This window comes from Xanthomonas arboricola pv. juglandis (assembly GCF_001013475.1).
GTDB classification, from domain to species: domain Bacteria; phylum Pseudomonadota; class Gammaproteobacteria; order Xanthomonadales; family Xanthomonadaceae; genus Xanthomonas; species Xanthomonas arboricola.
The window spans coordinates 596,534-617,272 of sequence record NZ_JZEF01000001.1; the positions used below are offsets into that span (position 1 = coordinate 596,534).

Sequence of the window (20,739 nt, forward strand, 5' to 3'; positions counted from 1 at the left end):
GCTTAGCATGTAGGCATGCATCCGACCGCCGCCAACCTGATCCGTTCGCTCGAACTCGCCCCGCATCCGGAGGGCGGGCATTTCCGTCGCGTGTATGCGTCTGCGCGCCAGGTGAGCGAGGGCGGCCAGCCGCGCCCGGCGCTGACCGCCATCCGCTTCCTGCTTGCTGCCGGCGAATTTAGCGCCTGGCACCGCGTCGATGCGGAAGAAAGCTGGCATTGGCAGCAGGGCGATGCGTTGGAGCTGTCGATCTACGACGAGGCCAGCGGGCAGCTGCAACGCCTGATCCTGGATGCCGCCGAGCGCGGCGAGCCGATGCACGTGGTGCCGGCAGGGTGCTGGCAGGCGGCGCGGTCGCTTGGCGATTTCACCCTGGTGGGCTGCACGGTCTCGCCGGGATTCGTCTGGGAAGGATTCGCGCTGCTCGACGGCGGCTCGCCGCTGGCTGCGCACCTGGCCAGCCTGGATCCACGCTGAGCCATCGGCGGCTGCGGCGGCTGCGGCGGCGAACATTTCCCTAACGCGGCCATGGCCGGCTTGGCGTAGTGTCCGCGTTCTCACACAGGGGGCGAGACGTGATGCGAGGCCAGCGGGCGGGGTGGGGCGTGGGAATGATGCTGGTGTCGTTGCTGGCGTCGGCCAGCGATTGCACGACGCCGCAGCCGGCCGCGCCATCGCCGCCGGCCGTGGTCGATCTGGAAGCGATGGTGGTGCGCGGCGTGCAGCCTGGCCCGGGCCTGTGGAAGGTCATCAAGGGCGATCATGTGCTGTGGATCCTGGGCACCGTGTCGCCGCTGCCGAAGCGGCTGCAGTGGCAGTCGGCCGAGGTGGAAACGATCATCGGCCAGTCGCAGCAGGTGCTGATGGCCCCGACCGTCCAGATCGATGCGGACATGGGGTTCTTCGGCAAATTGACCTTGCTGCCGTCGGCGATGAAGGCGATGAAGAACGAGGACGGCCGCGAACTGCGCGAACTGCTGCCGGCTGATCTGTATGCGCGCTGGTCGGTTGCCAAGGCACGCTATCTCGGCAGCGACCGTGGGGTGGAGCGCAAGCGCCCGATGCTTGCCGCCGGCGAGTTGTATCAGGCGGCGATCAAACGCTCCGGCCTGGCGCGCTCGCCGGTGATCTGGTCGGTGGTGGAGCGTGCCGCCAAGCGCGCCGGGATCAAGCCGACGCCCACCGCGCTGGATTACAAGATCGCCGACCCGCGCCAGGCCATCAAGGAGTTCCGCGCCGGCGGCATGGACGATACCGCGTGCTTTCGCAGCATCCTGGTCACCGTCGAGCGCGACCTGCCCACGATGGTCGAGCGCGCCAACGCCTGGTCGGTGGGTGACATCGAGGCATTGCGCCAGTTGCCACGCGAGGATCCGCAGGCCGCCTGCATGAGCGCCATGGCCAGTTCCGGCGCCGCCAGGAAGCGCGGCATCGACGATCTGGAACGGCGCATGCGCGAGCACTGGTTGAGCATCGCCACCACCGCGCTGCAACGCAATCGCAGCACCTTCGCGGTGCTGCCGATCAGCCGGCTGACCGCAGCCGATGGCTATCTGGCGCGGTTGCAGGCACTGGGATATGCGGTGGAAGCGCCTTGAGGGCAGCTCTAAAAACCCCCGATCCTTGGCATCATAGTTCCACCGCCATCCAGGGTAAGAGCCGATGATCAGTCTGTTTGCCGGGGCCGAGCGCGAAGCCAAGCGCCAGCAGTTGAGCGATCCGCTGGAGCTGCTGTCGCGGCACATCGATTTCGTCGCGATCGCGGCGGTGATCGATGGCCACCTTCGCCTGGGCACGGGTGCCAAGGGCGGTCGCCCGGCGTGGCCGACGGAGCTGATGATCCGGCTGCTGCTGTTGCAGCAGTTGTACAACCTGTCCGACGAGGCGCTGGAGTACCAGGTGCTGGACCGTCGCAGCTTCCAGCGCTTCCTGGGGTTGGAACACAGCGGCAAGGTGCCTGACGCCAAGACGATCTGGGTGTGGCGTGAGCGGCTCAAGAAGAACGATCTGATCGGCGACATCAGCGCGGCGGTGAGCGGCCAGTTGCAGCGGGCCGGGTTCATTGCCCGGGGTGGACAGATCATTGATGCGAGCATCGTCAGCGCGCCGATCCAGCGCAATACGCGCGAGGAGAACGCCCGGATCAAGCGAGGCGAGGCTGTGCAGGACTGGAGCGATGCCAAGCGGCGGCAGAAGGACGTGCAGGCGCGCTGGACGCTCAAGCACGGCAAGGCCCATTACGGCTACAAGCTGCACGCCAACACGGATCGGCGCTGGGGGTTCATCCGGCGGCACGAGGTGAGTGCGGCCAACGTGCACGACAGCCGGCACTTCGAGACGCTGCTCGATCCAGTCAACACCGGGCGCACGGTACGGGCCGACAGCGCCTATGCCAGCCAGGCTCGGGAAACCGAACTCAGGCGACAAGGCTACCGCGCGGACATCCAGCACAAGGGGCAGACGGACAAGCCGCTGAGCCTGGCCCAGCAGCGTCGGAACCATCGCATCGCCAAGGATCGGGCGTTCGGCGAGCATCCGTTTGCCCGACTCGCCCAACAGGGAGGCAAATGCCTGCGCACGATTGGCCTGGCGCGAGCCCAGGTGGTGATCGGCCTGAAGGTTGCCGCACACAACCTGATGAGGCTGGCGCGGCTGCAGAGCCAGGGGATCGTGCCGGCGTGAGCGGAAACGGCGGCTGACAGGCCGCAATCCGGGTTTGAAATGCCATGGGTCGGCTCTTCGCGCCCCTTCGACCGGCAGGTGCGAGGGGGGCCTGTCGCCTTACCGAACATCTCAAACGGCAGAATCGAGGTTGTTCGAGGTGCCCTTGACACGTCGGCACGACTGCCCGGCGGTTGTGGTCTAGAACGAGGTGGCGATCGACTGACCGATCGCCGTCCTCGCAGGCAGTCCATGCGCGATGCGCGCTCCGCCGATCGATCGGCTCGGCCCACGCCAGCCACGGTATGCTGCGCGCCTTGTCCAACGAGACCTCCGTGTTGAACGCATTGCCGCTGCGCATTCTGGGCACCGGGCGCCATGTCCCCGCCACGGAGGTAACCTCGCAACAGCTGGATCAACGCTGGCAGCTGCCGGCAGGCACCACCTTCGCGCGCTCGGGAGTGGCCACGCGCCATTACGTGGGCGAGGGCGAGACGGCTTCGTCGATGGGTGCGGCGGCGGCGACCCAGGCGCTGGCAAGCGCGGGCATCGACCCCGGTCAGGTCGATTGCCTGATCTCGGCCTGCAGCGTCATGGAGCAGCCGATTCCCTGCCAGGCGGTGCTGATCCAGCGCGCGCTCGGGCTGGGCGATTCGGGCATTCCGGCCTTCGACGTCAATGCGACCTGCCTGAGCTTTCTGGTGGCGCTGGACATGGCCGCGAATGCGTTGGCGCTCGGGCGCTACCAGTGCGTGTTGATCGTTTCCAGCGAGGTGGCATCGGGCGGGCTGGATGCATCGACGCCGGCCACTGCCGGCTTGTTTGGCGATGGCGCGGCCGCGGTGGTCGTGGGGCGCAGCGCCGCCGATGACGGCTCGGCACTGCTGTCCAGCCGCCTGTCCAGTTACGGCGAAGGCGCGGAGCTGTGCCGCATTCGCGGCGGCGGCACCCGCTATCCACGCGGCGAAGAACAGTCGCCCGAGGCCTTGCGCAGCTTTAGCATGGATGGGCGTGGCGCCTACCGGTTCGCGGCGCGCCATCTGCCTGCGTTCTGGGAACGGTTGCTGGGCGAGGCCGGCACCACCACGGCAGCGTTGCGCTGCCTGGTCCCGCACCAGGCCTCCGGGGGCGGTCTAGATCATGTGGTGCAGGCGCTGGGGCTGCGCCCCGATCAGGTGATTCGCATCCTGCAGACCTCCGGCAACCAGGTCGCCGCCTCGCTGCCGCATGCCTTGCATCACGCCCGGATCGAACAACGCGTGCAGCGTGGCGATCTGGTTGCGCTGCTCGGCACCGGTGCCGGGCTGGCGATCGGCGGCATGGTGTTGCGGTACTAGGGCGTGTGCGCATGTTCCGACCAGGTCGCGCCCTGATGCCGCCGCGCGTGTCGCTCGAGTTGCTGCGCATCGGCCACTGCCGCCACTGCGAGCGCATGGTGCGTGCGGACGGCCACTGGCATGCGGTGGAATTCCCCGCGTTGAGCGTGCTGATCCGGCATCCGCAGCGCGGCGCGCTGTTGTACGACACCGGGTATGCGGAGCATTTTTTCCGCGCGACCGATCCCTGGCCCGAGCGCCTGTATCGCTGGACCACGCCGGTGCACCTGCCCGCGCACGAAACGCTGGGCGCACAGCTGGCACGCCGCGGCGTGCAGCTGGAGGAGATCGCCTGGTGCCTGATTTCGCACTTCCATGCCGACCATGTCGGCGGTCTGCGCGATCTATCCAACGCGCGCTTCCTGTGCCTGCGCGCCGACTATCAACAGTTGCGCAGCTGTTCGCGCCTCGGCGGCCTGCGGCGTGCGTTGTTGCCGCAGCTGCTCCCCGAGGATTTCGATCGACGCCTGCAGTTTGCCGAGCAGGCGCCGTTGCGTGCGCTGACCGGCGCCTGGCAAGGTCTGGGCGCGGCCTACGATCTGTTCGCAGACGGCAGCGTGCTGGCCGTGCCGTTGCCCGGGCACGTGCCCGGGCAGATGGGGCTGTGGTTGCGCGATCAGCACGACCGCGAGGTATTGCTGTGCGCCGACGCGGTGTGGTCGTCGGCGACCTGGTCTGCGCTGCAGTGGCCTGCCTGGCCCACACGTTTGTTGATGCACGACTGGCGCGCGTTCCGGCGCACCGTGCAGCAGCTGCACGCGCTGTCGCATGCACACCCGGAGTTGGCCATCCTGCCGTCGCATTGCCAACCCAGTCTTGACCGTTATCAACCGGAGTGGCGATGAGCCTGCGTATTCTCGTGACCGGTGCATCCGGCTTTGTCGGTGGGTCCTTCCTGCGACGTTTCCAGGGCCAGCCGGGTGTGGAGATCCACGGCATCGGTCGTCGCGCCAGCGATCTGCCCAACTACCATCGCATCGATCTGAGCCGGCCGTTCTCGTTGCAGTGGCAGCCGGATGTGGTGATCCACGCTGCGGCATTGGCCTCGCCGTGGGGCACGCGTGCGCAGTTCCAGTTGCACAACGTCCAGGCCACCGCCAACGTCATCGACTTCTGCAAGCGCCATGGCTGCCCGCGTCTGCTGTATGTGTCGTCCAGTTCGGTGTTCTACCGCGAGGAGCATCAATATGAGCTCAGCGAGGACAGCCCGATCGGGCCGACGTTCGTCAACACCTACGCGCAGACCAAATACCTTGGCGAAACGCTGCTGGAGCAGTATCCGGGCGACAAATCCGTGCTGCGCCCGCGTGCGGTGTTCGGGCCGGGAGACACGGTGCTGTTCCCGCGGGTGATTGCCGCTGCGCGCAAGGGGGCGCTGCCGCGCTTCGTCGGCCAGACGCAGCCGGTGATCGGCGACCTGATCTACATCGATACGCTATGCGATTACCTCTATCGCGCTGCGACCGCGCCGCAGTTGCAGCCGGCCTACAACCTCACCAATGCGCAGCCGGTGGATCTGCAACAGCTGTTGTTGGACTTACTCACGCGCCTGCAGCTGCCGCTGCCGCAACGCGAGGTGCGCATCGCCACCGCACTGCGCATGGCCAGCGTGGTGGAAGCGGCGTATCGCGTGCTGCGCCTGCGCGGCGAACCGCCGATCACGCGCTTCGGCGTGGGTGCGTTCGCCTATTCCAAGACCTTCGACCCACGCCGCACGCTTGCCGATCTCGGACCGCCCAGCGTCAGTCTGGAGCAAGGCATCGAGGCATTCGTGCGTTGGCAGGCGGCGCAGTGGGCGTAATCGTTCCGATACTGGCAATTGCCTACCTGGCGGTGCTGATGGTCAAGACGGCTGCAGTGCTGTGGGTGCTGCGTGGTGCGCGCACACTGCCCGCGGGTGGCGCCACCGCAACCCAGGCCGAGGTAGCGATCCTGCAGCCGGTGCTGGGGGGCGATGCGCATTTGCAGCAGGTGCTTGCGGCCAACCTGCAAGCGCTGCCGGACGCGCAGTTTGTCTGGCTGCTGGATGCAGACGATATCCCGGGAAATAACGTTGCCGACGCCTTGGTCGCGCTGCATCCGCATGCACGCATCCAGCGCATGCGGGTGCCGGCCGCGCCGGCCGGGATCAACCCCAAGGCCTGGAAGCTCGAGCACGCGCTGGCGCATGTGCGCGCGCCGATCAGCCTGATCCTCGACGACGATGCACAGCTGAGCGCCAGCGCGCTCGCACGCCTGCTGCAGGATCTGACCGACGCCGATATGGTCACCGCGCTGCCGTACTACCAGGACAGCACCACGCTGCCAGGCCGGCTGTTGTCGCAGTTCGTCAACAACAACGCGGCGCTGACCTATCTGGGCTGGCTGCCGTTCGCCGCGCCGCTGACCATCAACGGCATGTGCTATGCCGCGCGTACCGAGCAGCTGCGTGCCTGGGGCGGCTTTGCCGCCTTACTGCAGCAGCTCACCGACGATCTGGCCGTTGCCACCTTGGTGCGTGAGCGCGGCGGGCGACTCCGCCAATCCGTCGCGCCGGTGGCGATGCGCACCGCGATGCCGGATCTGGCCAGCTACGCACGCCAGATGCATCGATGGATGCTGTTCGCGTCGATCCTGCTGCGTCGGCAGAGCGTGGGCGTGCGTTCGGCGATTGGCGTGCTGCAGGGGCTGCCGCCGTTGCTGCTGCTGGCCTTGCTGGTCTGTGCCTGCGTGCAGGCGAGCTGGCCGGCGCTGGCCTGGGTGCTGGGCACCGTGCTGCTGCGTGCGCTGCTGCTATGCCTGGTGCAATGGCGGGTAACCGGTGCGGTTCGCCACCGTCCGCTGCTGTCGGTTGTTGCGGAGTGCCTGCAGCCACTGCATCTGCTGCATGCCGCGCTGGTGCGCACGATCCGCTGGCGCACCCGGCGCTATCGCGTGTTGCCGGATGGGCGTTTCCATGCGGACTGACGGCGCCAGCCTGCAGATCGCCTTCCTCACCGGGCAAAGCGATCCGGAGAGTTGCGCATTGAGCATGCAGCAACAGCATTTTCTGCAGCAGCTGCAAGGCCCGGGCCGGCGGCTGATCGACTGCAATTATCCGTATCGCTCCGCTAGTCCAACTTACCGGCACATGCCGCTGTGGCGTGCCAGCGTGTCCAACGCGCGCCAGTATCTGGCCGCGCGCGCCGCACGCGTTGCCGATGCGGATCGCACGCGCGTGGTGGCGCTGCTGGAGCAGGCGCCGACAACGGTGCTGCTGGCCGGCAGCTGTGGCCTGCAGTTGCTGACAGCGTTGCAGCTGCCGCAGGCGCTGCGCACGCGTCTTGCGGTGTTCGCCTATGGCCCGGTATGCAATGCGCCTGCCACGTTCGGGCACTTGCGCGTCGTCCAGGGCAGCGGCGACTGGATCTCGCGTGCGCTGTGCGCCGGTGCGCCAGATCTGATGCCTGCCTGCGGGCATCTGCACTATCTGCGCGATGCGGCAGTGCTGGCCGAGTGCCAGGCCTTTATCGCGCAGGTCGAGCAGCCAGTGCAGGGGAGGGAACATGCGCATTGATCTGATCGCGCCGCCGTATAGCGGGCATCTGCATCCGATCCTGGCGATCGCCCGGCAGCTGGCGCCACATCATGATGTCCAGGTCATCAGCACGCCGGCGGCACTGGCGCGCATCCGTGCATGCGGACTGAGCGCGGTCGGCGTGCTGGATGCGCAAGCCGACCGGCAGTTGCTCGATATCGCCAATCCACCGCATGCGGTAGGCCACAATCCCTTGCGGCTGCGCCGACAGTTGCACAGCGCGCTTGGCCTGATGGCGCGGGTAGGCGATGCGGTACGGCAGCGCGGGCGCGAGCGGAGGCCGGACCTGGTGATCGCCGATTTCACCCTGCCCAGCGCGGGTCTGGCAGCGCAGGCGATGGGCATCGCCTGGTGGACCAGCATGCCGTCGCCATGCGTGATCGAAACCGGCGACGGGCCTCCGGCGTATTTCGGCGGTCTGCTTCCGCCATCCACGGCAGCGCAGCGGATCTGGCAGGCGATGGCGCGGCGGCTGACGCGTGGCTTCAAACGGAGCCTGCACCTGTGTTACCGCCGTCAGATGCGCGCATCCGGATTGCCGGCGATCTATCGCAGCGATCGCAGCGAGGCGGTGTATTCGCCGCACTGCATCCTGGCCCTGGGGCTGCCGTCGTTCGAGTTGGCGCGGCGCTGGCCGGCGGCGGTGCGCTTCGTCGGGCCGCAGCTGTGCACGCCGCCCGCGGCGGTTGCGCCGCCGCAGTTCGTTCCCGGTCGTCGGCATGTGCTGGTGACGCTGGGCACGCATCTGCAATGGGTCAAGCAGCGGATGGACCAGGTGCTGCGCGCCGTCGCAGTGCAGCTTCCGCAGGTGATCTTCCACTTCAGCGATGGCGATACCGCTGCGCCGCCAGCGCAGACGCACGGCAACTACCAGCGCCTGCCGTACGTGGACTACGCGCAGCAGCTGCATCGCTACGACCTGGTGGTCCACCATGGCGGTGCCGGCATCCTGTATGCCTGCCTGGCCGCGGGCTTGCCGTCGATCGTCTACCCGCTGGATTACGATCAGTTCGACCATGCCGCGCGTCTGCACAGCGCAGGTGCGTCGTGGTGGCTGCGCGAGCTGGACGGCCTGCCTGCGCTGTTGCGCGAGGCACTTGCCGCCACCGAGCTGCCGGCGGGCGTGCGCAGATTGCAGGCAGAGCTGCATGACATCGATGCGCAGGCGCGCATCCTGCGGCTGGTGGAGGCGTTTGCACGCACCGGGGCGGTGCCGCAGGTCTGATGCGTTATCGCGCGGGATCGGTCGTGTTGCGGGTCAACGCATCAGCGTCAGCACGCGGCATACGGCATTACCGGCACAGGCAGGCGATTCTGCAACCGCCTGCCGCAACTGCCACCGTGGGTGACCCGCGCAGGCCTCAGCCTGCAGCGGCATTCAACGCGGGCGGCTTGCCTGCCATCAGCTGCGGCCAGCGCTTGAGCACGGCGGCGCGGATGCCGGCCTGGTCGATGCCGGCCTCGGCCAGCAGGTCTTCGCGGCTGGCGTGATGCTGGAAGCTGTCCGGCAGGCCCAGGTGCAGCATCGGCATGGTGACCGCTTCGGCGTTGAGCAGCTCGGCCACGCCGGAGCCGGCGCCGCCGGCGACGACATTGTCTTCGATGGTGACGAAGCCTTCGTGGCTCTTGGCCAGTTCCAGCAGCATGGCTTTATCGAGCGGTTTGACAAAGCGCATGTTGACCACGGTCAGGCCGAGCTCGCGGCCAACCGCTTCTGCGGCATCCACGCTTGCGCCGAAACCCAGCAGGGCGATGCGTGTGCCGCTGTGACGCAGCTGCGCCTTGCCGATCGGCAGGCTGGTGAGCGATGCATCGAGTGCGCTGCCCGGGCCGGTGCCGCGCGGGTAACGCACTGCCGCCGGGCCTTCGTAACGCACGCCGGTGGTGAGCATCTGACGGCATTCGGCCTCGTCGGCCGGCGCCATCACCACCATGTGCGGGACGCAGCGCAGAAAGCTCAGGTCCAGGTTGCCGGCATGGGTGGCGCCATCCGGGCCGACCACGCCGCCGCGGTCGATCGCGAACAGCACGTCGAGCTTCTGCACCGCCACGTCGTGCACCAGCTGGTCGTAGCCGCGCTGCAGGAAGGTGGAGTAGATCGCCACCACCGGTTTGGCGCCCTGGGTCGCCATGCCGGCGGCCAGCGTCACCGCGTGTTGCTCGGCGATCGCCACGTCGAAATAGCGCTGCGGATATTCCTTGCTGAAACGCACCAGGCCCGAGCCCTCGCGCATCGCCGGGGTGATCACCAGCAGCTTGGGCTCGGCCGCGGCCATGTCGCAGACCCAGTCGCTGAAGACATCGGTATAGGTCGGCTTCTTGACGCCGGCCTTGGCGACCAGGCCCTTGCTCGGATCGAATGGGCCCACGGCGTGGTAACCGATCTGGTCGCCTTCGGCCAGTTCGTAACCCTTGCCCTTGGTGGTGATCACGTGCAGCAGCTGCGGGCCCTTGAGCGTCTTCAGGGTCTTCAGTGCGCCGACCAGGCCGGGCAGGTCGTGGCCGTCGATCGGGCCGGTGTAGTGAAAGCCCATTTCCTCGAACAGCGTGGACGGCACGAACATGCCCTTCCAGTGTTCTTCCCAGCGCCGTACGAAGCGCGCGGTGGGGTTGTTCTTCTTGTCGCCGAGGATCTTCTTGCCGCCCTCGCGGATCGCGTTGAGGGTGCGGCTGCCGCTGGCACGCCCCAGCATCTTGGTCAGCCCGCCCACCGCTTCGGAGATCGACATGCGGTTGTCGTTGAGGATCACCAGCAGGTTGGGCTCCGGGTCCATGCCGCCGGCGTGGTTGAGCGCCTCGTAGACCATGCCGGCGGTCATCGCGCCGTCGCCGATCACCGCCACCACCTTGCGCTCGTCGCCACTGCGTTGCGCGGCGATCGCCATGCCCAGCGCGGCCGAGATCGAAGTCGAGGAATGCCCGACGCCGAAGGTGTCGTAGACGCTCTCTTCGCGCTTGGGGAACGGCGCCACGCCGTCCTTCTGCTTGACCGTGTGGATCTGGTCGCGGCGGCCGGTGAGGATCTTGTGCGGGTAGGTCTGGTGACCCACATCCCATACCAGCTGATCGACCGGGGTCTGATATAGATAGTGCAGGGCGACGGTGAGTTCGATCACGCCCAGGCCGGCCGCAAAATGCCCGCCGCTCTTGCCCACCGATTCGATGAGGTAAGCGCGCAGCTCTTCGGCGATCGCGGTCAGATCGGCCTCGTCGAAAGTGCGCAGGTCGTCGGGGGTCTGGATGCGGGACAGGCGCGGATAGCGGGTGGAGTCGATCATCATCGTGTCAATGTTCTGAAGCCGTATTGTCCTCCCCATGCGAAGGCCCGGCAAGCAAGCCGGTTCAGCTGTCAGCGGGAAGTGAGGGCCGAGCCTGTCGGCAGTGCAGGCGTGCGTGCCGGGTTCCGAGGGCTGCGGCAATCTGCCGCACCTGGGTCAGCGGCCTGGGGCACGGGTCGGGGATGTTGCCCGGCTGTCGTATGACTCTCGGGTGGAGCCGGCGCATGAGGAGAACGGGTGCGAGGCCATGCAAGGCTATGCGTCGTTGTGAAACGACGCGTTCGACACCGTCGACGACACCTTCTCTCTGTCGGCTGTTGCCAACGCTGGTACTTGGCGCTCAAGCCGGAGCATCGCGCCGAGCCGGCATGGCGGACTACAACGACAGTTTCGAGCGCTTGGGCAACTGCGCGCGCAGGAACGCCATCTGGTCGGAGAGGATGTTGCGGTTGGACAGGATCAGATGTTCGATCCAGCTCGGCCGGTACGGCACGGCCAGCAACGGCATATGCGCCTGCTGTGGCGTCCGGTTGGCCTTGCGCGAGTTGCACTGGAAGCAGGCGGTGACCACGTTCTCCCAGCTGTCGCGGCCGCCCTTGGAGACCGGCATGACGTGATCGCGGGTCAGCTGCGGGCGACTGAAGTGCTGGCCGCAATACATGCACAGCTGCGAGTCGCGCGCGAACAGGGCGGTGTTGCTGAGCGTCGGCGTCGGGTCCAGCGCACGCGAACGCGCGTGCCCGCGCGCGGCGATGATGGGATGCAATTCCAGCACGCTGCGCGCGCCGGTCAGGCGCGAGATGCCGCCATGGATCTGCATGCAGGGCTCGCCCAGCGTCCAGGACACCGCATCGCGTGCGTATAGACAGGCGGCGTCCTGCCAGTTGATCCAGTCCAGCACGCGACCATGCGCATCGAGCGACAGCAGGCGCAAGGTGGGAAGCTGCTGAATCGCAGCGACAGCGCTGCCCGCGACCGGAGCAGAAGAGCCTCCGGGGAAGATCACATCACCTGCGTGCGTGTCTGTCTCCATCGGGAAAACAGCTTATACCCGATCGTTGACAGTTTGTGTATCGCAGCGACGGGCCGTGGCGCGCGTCTTGCAATCAAGGGATCAGCACGTGCCCGCCCGGCCGCGATGCCGCCGTGCTGCGTGACCAATCCTTGGGCGTTGAAGGCCTGGTTTAGCCGTAGGAGCGCACCTGGGCGCGAGGTTCGTCGATCAGTGATGCCCGTCGCGGCCAGGTCCGCTCCTACGATAGCGGTGAATCCTGTGAGGTTGCCGTAGGAGCGCGCCCGGGCGCGAGCTTTCGCTGATCGGTAATGCCCGTCGCGGCCAGGTCCGCTCCTACGACAGCGGTGGAATCCTGTGAGGTTGCCGTAGGAGCGCACCCGGGCGCGAGGTTTCGCTGATCGGTAATGCGCCGTCGCGGCCAGGTCCGCTCCTACGACAGCGGCGGAATTCTGCGATGTTGCCGTAGGAGCGCACCCGGGCGCGACATCTCGCCGATCGGTAATGGCTCATCGCGGCCAGGTCCGCTCCTACGACAGCGGCGGAACCCTGCGATGTTGGCGTAGGAGCGCACCCGGGCGCGACGTCTCGCCGATCGGTAAAGCCTCGTCGCGGCCAGGTCCGCTCCTACGACAGCGGCGGAATTCTGCGATGTTGGCGTAGGTGCTCACCCGGGCGCGACGTCTGGCCGATCGGTACTGCCTCGTCGCGGCCAGGTCCGCTCCTACGACAGCGGCAGCCCGCCGCGATGATGGCGCTTGCTCAGGCTTCGCCGAACAACTCCGCTTCCAGCGTCATCAACGGCGCTGCGCCACTGCGGATGGTGGCGGCATGGGTCAGCGTGCGCGGCAACACGCGTGCGAAGTAGAAGCGGGCGGTTTCGCGCTTGGCGCGCTTGAACTCCTCGCTGTGCGCGGAAGCATCGGCAGCGGCCACACTACGCGCCCACCAGTACGCCAGCACCACATAGCCGGAATAGAACAGGTAGTCGTAGCTGGCGGCACCGAGTTCGTCCGGGTTGCGGGCGGCGCGATCGAGCACGTCGCGGGTCAGCATCGCCCACTCGCTGCACTTGTCGCGCAGCGGCTTGATGAACTCGGCCAGCGCGGCATTGCCTTCCTGCGCATTGGCGAAGGTTTCCACATCGGCCAGGAACAGCTTCAGTCCCGCCGCCTGGCTGGCAGCGGTCTTGCGGCCGATCAGATCCAGCGCCTGGATGCCGGTGGTGCCTTCGTAGATGGTGGTGATGCGTGCGTCGCGGGCCAACTGCTCCATGCCGTATTCGCGGATATAGCCGTGGCCGCCGAAGCACTGCAGCGCGTGGTAGGTGTTCTCGATCGACCATTCGGTCTGGCAGGCCTTGGAGATCGGGGTGAGGAAGCTCACCAGGGTCTCGGCGTCGGCGCGTTCCTGCTCGGTGGTGCCGCGGTGGGCCACATCGACCAGGCTGGCCGCGTGCAGCGCCAGCAGGCGGCTGCCTTCGGTCAGCGACTTGATGGTCAGCAGCATGCGGCGCACGTCCGGGTGCACGATGATCGGGTCGGCCGGCTTGTCGGGGAATTTGGCACCGCTGAGCGCGCGCGACTGCAGGCGCTCGCGGGTGTAGCGCAGCGCGTTCTGATACGCGCGTTCGGACAGGCCGATGCCCTGCAGACCCACACTCAGGCGCGCGGTATTCATCATCGTAAACATGGCCTGCAGGCCCTTGTGCGGCTGGCCGACCAGATAGCCTTGCGCGCCTTCGAAGTTCATCACACAGGTCACCGAGCCCTTGATGCCCATCTTGTGCTCGATCGAGCCGCAGTGCAGCGCGTTGCGTTCGCCCACGTTGCCGTCGCGGTCCACCTTGAACTTGGGGGTGACGAACAGCGAGATGCCCTTGGCGCCGGCCGGTGCGTCCGGCAACTTGGCCAGCACCAGATGCACGATGTTGTCGGTGAGGTCGTGCTCGCCGGCGGTGATGAAGATCTTGGTGCCGGTGATGGCATAGCTGCCGTCAGCGTTGGGCTCGGCGCGGGTCTTGAGCAGGCCCAGGTCGGTGCCGCAATGCGGCTCGGTCAGGCACATGGTGCCGGTCCAGCGGCCGTCGATCAGCGGCTTGAGGAAGACATCCTGCTGCCAGGTTTCGCCGTGCTGGCGCAGCGCTTCCATCGCGCCGTGCGAGAGCAGCGGGAAATTGCCCCACGCCAGGTTGGCCGAGTTGATCATTTCGCTCAGCGGCACGCCCAGCGTGTGCGGCATGCCCTGGCCGCCGAACTCCGGCTCGGCGGTCAGGCTGTTCCAGCCGCCTGCCACGAACTGGTCGTAGGCCGCACGGAAGCCGGGCGGGGTGGTCACCGCGTGGGTGCTCTTGTCGAAGGCACAGCCGATCTCATCGCCCACGCTGTTGAGCGGCGCCAGCACCTGCGCGGTGAAGCGGCCGGCCTCTTCGAGCACGGCGTCGATGATGTCGGTGCTGGCGTCGGCATAGCCGAGCCGGGCGAACAGGGCCTGCGCGCCGAGCACGTCGTGCAGGGCGAAGCGGAAATCGGTCAGCGGGGCGGTGTAGCTGCTCATGCGGGATCCTTCAAACGAGTGCGGGAAGGCGTGCGCGTCAGCGCAGCACGCCGTTGAGGCCGGGGGCCGGGCTGAGCGTGTTGCGCGACTCGACGCTGAAATCGCGCTGCTTCTTGTCCTGCGGCGTCGCCCACACCGTGCCCTTGAGCGAGTAAGGCAGCGAGCGGCCACCGGCCAGCACATCGGCCACGGTGAGGCGGCCCAGCGAGGTCGGCTGCACGCTGACAGTCACCACGTCGGCGGTTTCCGGGCCGATCGAGATGCCGACGCTCTGGTCGAGCTTGCCGGCCAGCTGATCGCCGGCGGAAATCTCCAGCACCACGCGCTCGAACTGCATCGGGATGCTGCTGTAGTTCTGCAGCCGCAGATCGACCGACCAGGAGCCGTCGGCACGCACGGTCAGTTGCTGGATGCTGGCGGCCGGCTCGGATACGCGGCGCACCGCACCGCCGCAGGCGCTCAGCAGCAGGCCGCAGGCCAGCGACACGATCAGGAGACGGTAGGCACGACGCATGTACTGAGGTCCTTGGCGGGATGAGGCGGCGCCAAGAATACTACGCAGTACGGTTGCTGCCTTGCTGCCTCGCGGCGTGTCCGGGTGCAGGCGTTGGCGGCACGTCACTCGGCGCGGCCTGCGTTCAGGCCGCTGGCGTCAACGCAAGGGCGCAGCCACGATCAGCGGCGACAGGTCGTAGCCCATCTGCGTGACCTGACGCTTGAGTTGTTCGAACTGCGCGCGCTGCATCTGTGGCGAGCGCGACAAGATCCACAGATATTTGCGATCCGGTTCGCCGACCACCGCCCATTGGTAGTCCGGGTCGAGTGCGATCACCCAATAGTCGGCCCACACCAGCGGCAACCAGCTCAGCCACTCCGGCGCAAAGCGCACCTGCAGCTGCCCGGGCCGGCCCTCGACCGGCCGTGCCACTCCCTCGGCCTGGGTCAACTCGCCATCGGCGCTGCGGCAGCCGTTGCGCACGCCGATCAAGCCATCGTCGCGCAAGGTGTAGCTGGCGGTGATGTCGCTGCGGCACTTCTTCTGGAACGACACCGGAAGATGCGCGATCTCGTGCCACTGCCCGGCGTAGCGGGAGATGTCCAGTTGCGGCACTGCGCGTACCGGCTGTTGGGCCGCGGCCATCAACGGCAGCAGCATGGCGAACGACAACAGCAGGCGGGGCAGGCGCATGACAATCTCCTCGGGACCTGCGCAGGCTAGGCCATGCCGCCCGCCGCGCGGCGTGAACCGATGCAGGAAAGCGCGGTCGCCGCGCCGGCCCGCAACAAAGTTCATCGCAACGCTTGCTCAAACTGCGCCTGCTCGCTATGATGCGCGTCCTCGCAACGCAGGCAGCATGTTGCGATAGTGGCCGAGTAGCTCAGTTGGTAGAGCAGGGGATTGAAAATCCCCGTGTCGGCGGTTCGATTCCGTCCTCGGCCACCATTTCCAAGCCTTCGTTCGCAATGCTTCCCGGCAATCGCCGGATGTGCAAACTCTCTTCCCTGTTTTGTTGACGCCACGTTGCAGCGATTGCTGCGGATGGATTGCTTGCGTTTGCCGGCAGACCTGTCGCCTGCGGCTGGGCGAACTGCTGTGTTGCTCCGTGCTGTGGCGCCACCCCCTGGGCGGTGCGTGTGCTGCGCAAACCCCAGCTGATGTGCAGCGCCTAATTCTCCTCCCATCGGGAGAAGGTGCCCGGCGGGCGGATGCGGGTACGGCCCGCCCTTGAATGGGCTTGGCAGATTGCGTCCGGTGACCCAATGGGTTGGAGTCGGATCGCGCGCTGCCGGATCGCGGTGGTTTTTCCACGTGGTCTTCAACTGCGCGTGGCGATACTTCCACACATGACGCACAAGACACTTCGACGCACGTTGATCCATGGCTACTGCGGTGAGTTCCGCGTGGAAACGATGGAAAGTCAGGCCCCTGGACAGACGCAGTGGTCGTCGACGGCGTTCGTGTATCACCGCGACCACCCCTCACCGATCGCCACGATCGAAGGCGCGGGGCAGGGCGAATACCGCGGCGATGCGCGCGAGCAGGCGCTGCGTGTGGGCTCCTGTCTCGCCGAGTTCCTGGATCCGAAGGAATACCGGCCCTGAGGCCTGGCGTCGGCACGGTGGCGTCAGGCTTTGTTGGACCGTGTCTGTACTGTTAAAACGCGCCACCGCGTCGTGCACTGGTGGATCGCTGGAAACGAAAGAAGCAGCGATCGCCGCGCGGGGACACCGGCGCTGCTGGCGATCAGCGCCCCGTAGGCCTGGTTGCGCGGGCGCGCTTACAACGTGCCGCTGGTGGTGAGCTGCGCTTCTTATTCTGTGTGCCATGACACCGGCGCTGCTGGCGACCAGTGCCCTGTAGGCCTGGCAGCGCGGGCGCGCTTACAACGTGCCGCCGGTGATGCCGCTGATGATGAACTGCCGTTCTTATCCGTGTGCCATTGCACTGGCAGACACGCTCGTATTTTCGAACCGGTGGCCACGCGATACATGCCCAACTGATGCAACGCGCAGCATCGCCTACGCAGACATGATCTCGCGCAGTGCCTCACCAGCCGACCGACCTGGATAGCCGCGTATGCTGGCGTCCCATGCAGATGAAGGAACGGCGATGACGACGCGATACTGGCGCTTGGCCCTGGCACTGACAATGGCCGCAGTCGCGCCGTGCACCGCAGCGACGACACTGCCGGCCGCTGCGTCCAGGCTGCTGCCTGTCGGGCAGACGGTCATCGGCCTTGCCGAGGCGGATCTGACCGCCGATGGGCGGCCGGATTATGTGGTGGCCCTGCGCGCCAAGGCAGAAGATGCGCGCAAGACAAACAGCGACCCGGCGCCGGCGCGGACCCTGCTGGTGTTGGTGGCGACTGCCGACGGCGGCTTTGTGATTGCCGGGCGCAATACGCGGGTGATCTTCAAGGCCGACGAAGGCGGGCAGTGCGATCCGTTTCTGGACGGCGAACAAGGCCTGGTGGCGAAGGGCGCCTACTTCACCGTGCAAAATGGCGTGGCCTGCGGCCAGCACTGGACCGACTACATCACCTTCCGCTACGACCGTGCGCGCGGCGAGTTCTTGTTCCACAAGCGCGTGCTGGAAAGCTGGGAGATGAATACCGACAACGCGCCCGATGCCGATGCAATGCGCATGAGCGAGCACAAGGAGATCAAGGCCGATCCGCGCAAGCCGATTGCACTGTCTGCCTATACGCCTGCACCCGAGTGACGCGGCAGGGCGATCAGCCGCCTGCCGGCCACCAGTTGTCCATGTTGCGCCGGTAGACGAACAGGCGCGGCGCCTTGGCCACCTGGGCTGCGGCTTGGCGGTCGCCAGCGACCAACGAAAATCCGATGTCCGCCAGCATGCGCGAGAGCGCGTTGGCGTTGCCGCGGCCCGGGTCGCTGATGACGATCTCGCACGAGGGCCTGGCCAGCGCGGGAATGAGGCTCGCCAGCATGGTGGCGTGGCGGGTTTCGTACAGCACGTCGCTGGCGATGATCATGTCGAACTGGCCCATGTTCAGCGCGCCGGCGTCCCAGTCGAGCCGGCGATACGGCACCGAGTCCAGCGAGTTGAGTGCGGCGTTGTACGCCAGGAACACCTCTGCCAGCGGGTGGTGATCGCTGGCGACCACGTCGGCGCCGCGCCGGCGCAACACCAGGCTGGCCAGCCCCAGGCCGCAGCCGAGTTCGAGAATGCGCCGGCCTTCGATCGGGCGCGTGGCCATGGCTTCGGCCAGTAGCTGGCCGGCAGGCCAGACCTGCCCGAACAGGCTCCACTGCGCCGAGGAGATGCCGGCATCGGCCGCACTCTCGTCCGGATCGGCGTATTGCTGTTTATCGGCAAGTGCGCGGATGACGTAGGTCAGTTGCCCGAAGGTCAACTCGTGAATCTGGGTCTGGTAGCCCGGCATGGTGGCATCGCATGATTGCCAGAGCCTGCGCTGGCTGGAAAGACGCGCGCAACGGCGCCAGAACGGCCGAATGAAGCGCAAGAGCTGCTTGCTGCCCGCGCATGCTACGGCAAAACGACCGATGCACCTGCCTGCCAGTGCCGGCCCGCCGTGCCTTCATTAGCCTGCTTTCAGCAAGCGACGGCGCAGGCAATGGCGCACGGCGGCGCGCTTGCATGCAAGCCGGTGCCTGCGGCTATGGTCGCCGCATTCCACGGGCAAGGTGCGGCGATGAAGAACTGGATATTCCTGGCAATCGCGATCTGCGCAGAGGTCACCGCCACGGCGGCGCTCAAATCGAGCGAAGGCTTCACGCGCATGTGGCCATCGCTGCTCACCGTGCTGGGCTACGGCATTTCGTTCTATTTCCTGGCACTGACGCTGCGCGTGATCCCGGTCGGCATCGCCTACGCCATGTGGTCGGGCGCAGGCATCGTGTTGATTTCGCTGGTGGCCTGGGCCATGCACGGACAACGGCTGGATGCGCCGGCGCTGCTGGGCATGGGGCTGATCGTGGCCGGTGCGGTGGTCATCAACGTGTTTTCCAAGGTGGCGCCGCATTAGCGCGTGCTGCCTCCCGCGTGCCGGGTTGCATCGGCGGGCGCGGCCGTACGGGAAAGGCTCATGGATGTGAGGGATCAACTCACCGGCCCCAACTAGACTATCGCCACGGGAATGGCCCCGCGGAGAACATCACTTGAACGATACCCGTCACGGAGAGCTGCGGGCGCCTCATATCAGCGAATCTCGCAGCCTGCCTGTGGAGAAGCATCGCTCGGATATCTTTTTTGCCGCGGTGGAAACCACGCGGATGCCGATGACGGTCACCGACCCGCACCTGCCCGACAATCCGATCGTGTTCGCCAACCGGGCGTTCCTGGAAATGACCGGGTATTCGTCCGAGGAGATCATCGGCAACAACTGCCGTTTCCTGCAGGGCCCGGAAACCGATCCGGCCAGCGTGCAGGACGTGCGCGAGTCCATCGAGCAACGCCGCGAATTCGCCACCGAGGTGCTGAATTACCGCAAGGATGGTTCCTCGTTCTGGAACGCGCTGTTCGTCTCGCCGGTGTTCGACGAGCAAGGCAACCTGGTCTACTTCTTCGGTTCGCAGCTGGACGTGAGTCGTCGCCGCGATGCCGAGGACGCCTTGCGCCAGGCGCAGAAGATGGAAGCGCTGGGGCAGTTGACCGGCGGCATCGCGCACGATTTCAACAATCTGCTGCAGGTGATGTCCGGGCATCTGGAAGTGATCCAGATGATGGTCTCCGGCGATGCCGCCAGGAACGCCGAACGCATCGCCTTCAGCGCCGAACATGCCGCAACGGCCGCGGCCAAGGCGGCCACCCTGACCCAGCAATTGCTGGCGTTTTCGCGCAAGCAGAAATTGCGGGGGCGGGTAGTCAATCTCAATGGCCTGGTGTCGGGCATGAACAACATGGCCGAGCGCACGCTGGGGGGCGGCATCGGCCTGCGGCAGTCGCTGGAAGAGGGGCTGTGGAACTGCCAGATCGACACCACCCAGGCCGAAGTGGCGCTGTTGAACGTGCTGATCAATGCGCGCGATGCGATGGCGCAGTCCGAGCGCAAGGAAGTGACCGTGCAGACCCAGAACGTGGAAATCACCAGCCACGATCTGGCCATGCACCACCAGTTGGCGCCGGGTCGCTATGTGAGCATTGCCGTCAGCGACACGGGCTTGGGCATGCCGCCGGAGGTGGCCAGCCGCGTCATGGAGCCGTTCTTTACCACCAAGGATGAGGGGCAGGGCACAGGCCTGGGTCTGTCGATGGTGTACGGCTTCGTCAAGCAGTCCGGCGGCACCGTGCGCATCTACAGCGAAGTGGGCGAAGGCACCACGGTGCGGTTGTATTTCCCCGCATCCAACGAGTTCGAGAACGACCTGCAGGCCGTCAAGAGCCGTGCCATCGACAAGGGCGGCAGCGAAACCATCCTGGTGGTGGAAGACAAGCAGGACGTGGCGGTGGTGGCCAGGATGTTCCTGGAAAACGCCGGTTACCGCATTCTCTCTGCAGCCAGCGGGCGCGAGGCGATCGAGTTACTCGAGCAGCATCCGGAAGTGGATGCGCTGTTCACCGACCTGATCATGCCCGGCGGCATGAATGGCGTGGTGCTGGCCCGCGAGGCGCGGCGCATGCTGCCCAGGATCAAGGTCCTGCTGACCACCGGTTATGCCGATGCCAGCATCCAGCGCACCGACGTGGGCGGCGCGGAGTTCGACGTGGTCAACAAACCGTATACGCAGAAGGAGCTGCTCAAGCGGATCCGCATGCTGCTGGACGGGCCGACCGGCGTCGGTTGAGGCGTATACATCCGGGCAGTGCGATGC

The 20,739-nt window shown here is 66.6% G+C and carries 19 protein-coding genes and 1 tRNA gene; 14 read left to right on the forward strand and 6 right to left on the reverse strand.

What is annotated here, in order from left to right:
- Positions 1 to 15 precede the first annotated feature (15 nt).
- The 9 genes from XARJCFBP2528_RS02475 (at position 16) to XARJCFBP2528_RS02515 (ending at position 8,818) form a co-directional block, all read left to right on the forward strand.
- Positions 16 to 477, forward strand: coding sequence for a cupin domain-containing protein (locus tag XARJCFBP2528_RS02475; RefSeq protein WP_016903298.1), 462 nt, complete (start codon positions 16 to 18; stop codon positions 475 to 477).
- A gap of 101 nt (positions 478 to 578) precedes the next feature.
- Positions 579 to 1,598, forward strand: coding sequence for a TraB/GumN family protein (locus tag XARJCFBP2528_RS02480; protein ID WP_026064510.1), 1,020 nt, complete (start codon positions 579 to 581; stop codon positions 1,596 to 1,598).
- Positions 1,599 to 1,662: 64 nt separating this feature from the next.
- Entirely contained in the window at positions 1,663 to 2,682 is a 1,020-nt protein-coding gene (locus XARJCFBP2528_RS02485; RefSeq protein WP_047124271.1) for an IS5 family transposase, read from the forward strand.
- A 284-nt stretch (positions 2,683 to 2,966) separates the two neighbouring features.
- Entirely contained in the window at positions 2,967 to 3,998 is a 1,032-nt protein-coding gene (locus tag XARJCFBP2528_RS02490; protein WP_016904831.1) for a 3-oxoacyl-[acyl-carrier-protein] synthase III C-terminal domain-containing protein, read from the forward strand.
- A gap of 35 nt (positions 3,999 to 4,033) precedes the next feature.
- Positions 4,034 to 4,882 carry an MBL fold metallo-hydrolase gene (locus XARJCFBP2528_RS02495; RefSeq protein ID WP_026064891.1) on the forward strand — a complete coding sequence of 283 codons (849 nt, stop codon included), beginning with the start codon at positions 4,034 to 4,036 and terminating at the stop codon, positions 4,880 to 4,882.
- Positions 4,879 to 5,838: an NAD-dependent epimerase/dehydratase family protein gene (locus XARJCFBP2528_RS02500; RefSeq protein ID WP_016904829.1), complete on the forward strand. Its 960-nt coding sequence runs from the start codon at positions 4,879 to 4,881 to the stop codon at positions 5,836 to 5,838. The genes XARJCFBP2528_RS02495 and XARJCFBP2528_RS02500 overlap by 4 nt, the downstream gene beginning before the upstream one ends.
- A complete protein-coding gene (locus tag XARJCFBP2528_RS02505; RefSeq protein WP_026064890.1) occupies positions 5,829 to 6,983 on the forward strand; it encodes a glycosyltransferase in 1,155 nt (384 codons plus the stop codon). The genes XARJCFBP2528_RS02500 and XARJCFBP2528_RS02505 overlap by 10 nt, the downstream gene beginning before the upstream one ends.
- Positions 6,961 to 7,572: a hypothetical protein gene (locus XARJCFBP2528_RS02510; RefSeq protein ID WP_026064889.1), complete on the forward strand. Its 612-nt coding sequence runs from the start codon at positions 6,961 to 6,963 to the stop codon at positions 7,570 to 7,572. The genes XARJCFBP2528_RS02505 and XARJCFBP2528_RS02510 overlap by 23 nt, the downstream gene beginning before the upstream one ends.
- Positions 7,562 to 8,818, forward strand: coding sequence for a glycosyltransferase (locus tag XARJCFBP2528_RS02515; protein WP_047124272.1), 1,257 nt, complete (start codon positions 7,562 to 7,564; stop codon positions 8,816 to 8,818). Before XARJCFBP2528_RS02510 ends, XARJCFBP2528_RS02515 begins: the two co-directional genes overlap by 11 nt.
- 136 nt (positions 8,819 to 8,954) lie before the next feature.
- Here XARJCFBP2528_RS02515 and dxs read toward each other — a convergent pair whose 3' ends face one another.
- From dxs to XARJCFBP2528_RS02540, 5 genes are all read right to left on the reverse strand, one after another.
- Positions 8,955 to 10,871, reverse strand: coding sequence for a 1-deoxy-D-xylulose-5-phosphate synthase (gene dxs, locus XARJCFBP2528_RS02520; RefSeq protein WP_039529840.1), 1,917 nt, complete (start codon positions 10,869 to 10,871; stop codon positions 8,955 to 8,957).
- Between the two features lie 376 nt (positions 10,872 to 11,247).
- On the reverse strand, positions 11,248 to 11,904 hold the full coding sequence (locus XARJCFBP2528_RS02525) for an HNH endonuclease (RefSeq protein ID WP_026064924.1): 657 nt from the start codon (positions 11,902 to 11,904) through the stop codon (positions 11,248 to 11,250).
- A 741-nt stretch (positions 11,905 to 12,645) separates the two neighbouring features.
- Positions 12,646 to 14,439 (reverse strand): acyl-CoA dehydrogenase C-terminal domain-containing protein, encoded by a 1,794-nt coding sequence (locus tag XARJCFBP2528_RS02530; protein ID WP_016905095.1) that lies wholly within the window; start codon positions 14,437 to 14,439, stop codon positions 12,646 to 12,648.
- Positions 14,440 to 14,476: 37 nt separating this feature from the next.
- Positions 14,477 to 14,953 (reverse strand): LEA/WHy family protein, encoded by a 477-nt coding sequence (locus XARJCFBP2528_RS02535; RefSeq protein ID WP_039512117.1) that lies wholly within the window; start codon positions 14,951 to 14,953, stop codon positions 14,477 to 14,479.
- Positions 14,954 to 15,091: 138 nt separating this feature from the next.
- Positions 15,092 to 15,628 carry a lipocalin family protein gene (locus XARJCFBP2528_RS02540; RefSeq protein WP_026064199.1) on the reverse strand — a complete coding sequence of 179 codons (537 nt, stop codon included), beginning with the start codon at positions 15,626 to 15,628 and terminating at the stop codon, positions 15,092 to 15,094.
- A gap of 179 nt (positions 15,629 to 15,807) precedes the next feature.
- Between XARJCFBP2528_RS02540 and XARJCFBP2528_RS02545 the strand changes: the two genes are divergently transcribed.
- The 3 genes from XARJCFBP2528_RS02545 to XARJCFBP2528_RS02555 all read left to right on the forward strand — a co-directional run bounded on the left by XARJCFBP2528_RS02545 (position 15,808) and on the right by XARJCFBP2528_RS02555 (position 17,662).
- Positions 15,808 to 15,883, forward strand: a tRNA-Phe gene (locus XARJCFBP2528_RS02545).
- A 401-nt stretch (positions 15,884 to 16,284) separates the two neighbouring features.
- Positions 16,285 to 16,542, forward strand: a complete 258-nt coding sequence (locus tag XARJCFBP2528_RS02550; RefSeq protein WP_024937906.1) for a hypothetical protein — start codon at positions 16,285 to 16,287, stop codon at positions 16,540 to 16,542.
- A gap of 547 nt (positions 16,543 to 17,089) precedes the next feature.
- On the forward strand, positions 17,090 to 17,662 hold the full coding sequence (locus tag XARJCFBP2528_RS02555) for a hypothetical protein (RefSeq protein ID WP_016902012.1): 573 nt from the start codon (positions 17,090 to 17,092) through the stop codon (positions 17,660 to 17,662).
- 13 nt (positions 17,663 to 17,675) lie between these two features.
- Here the strand turns inward: XARJCFBP2528_RS02555 and XARJCFBP2528_RS02560 are convergent, their stop codons facing one another.
- On the reverse strand, positions 17,676 to 18,350 hold the full coding sequence (locus tag XARJCFBP2528_RS02560) for a class I SAM-dependent methyltransferase (RefSeq protein ID WP_016902011.1): 675 nt from the start codon (positions 18,348 to 18,350) through the stop codon (positions 17,676 to 17,678).
- Positions 18,351 to 18,620: 270 nt separating this feature from the next.
- On the opposite strand from XARJCFBP2528_RS02560, the gene XARJCFBP2528_RS02565 reads away from it, so the two are divergent.
- Both XARJCFBP2528_RS02565 and XARJCFBP2528_RS02570 read left to right on the forward strand, forming a co-directional pair.
- Positions 18,621 to 18,953, forward strand: coding sequence for an SMR family transporter (locus XARJCFBP2528_RS02565; RefSeq protein ID WP_026064197.1), 333 nt, complete (start codon positions 18,621 to 18,623; stop codon positions 18,951 to 18,953).
- 133 nt (positions 18,954 to 19,086) lie between these two features.
- Entirely contained in the window at positions 19,087 to 20,712 is a 1,626-nt protein-coding gene (locus tag XARJCFBP2528_RS02570; protein WP_047124273.1) for a hybrid sensor histidine kinase/response regulator, read from the forward strand.
- Positions 20,713 to 20,739 lie beyond the last annotated feature (27 nt).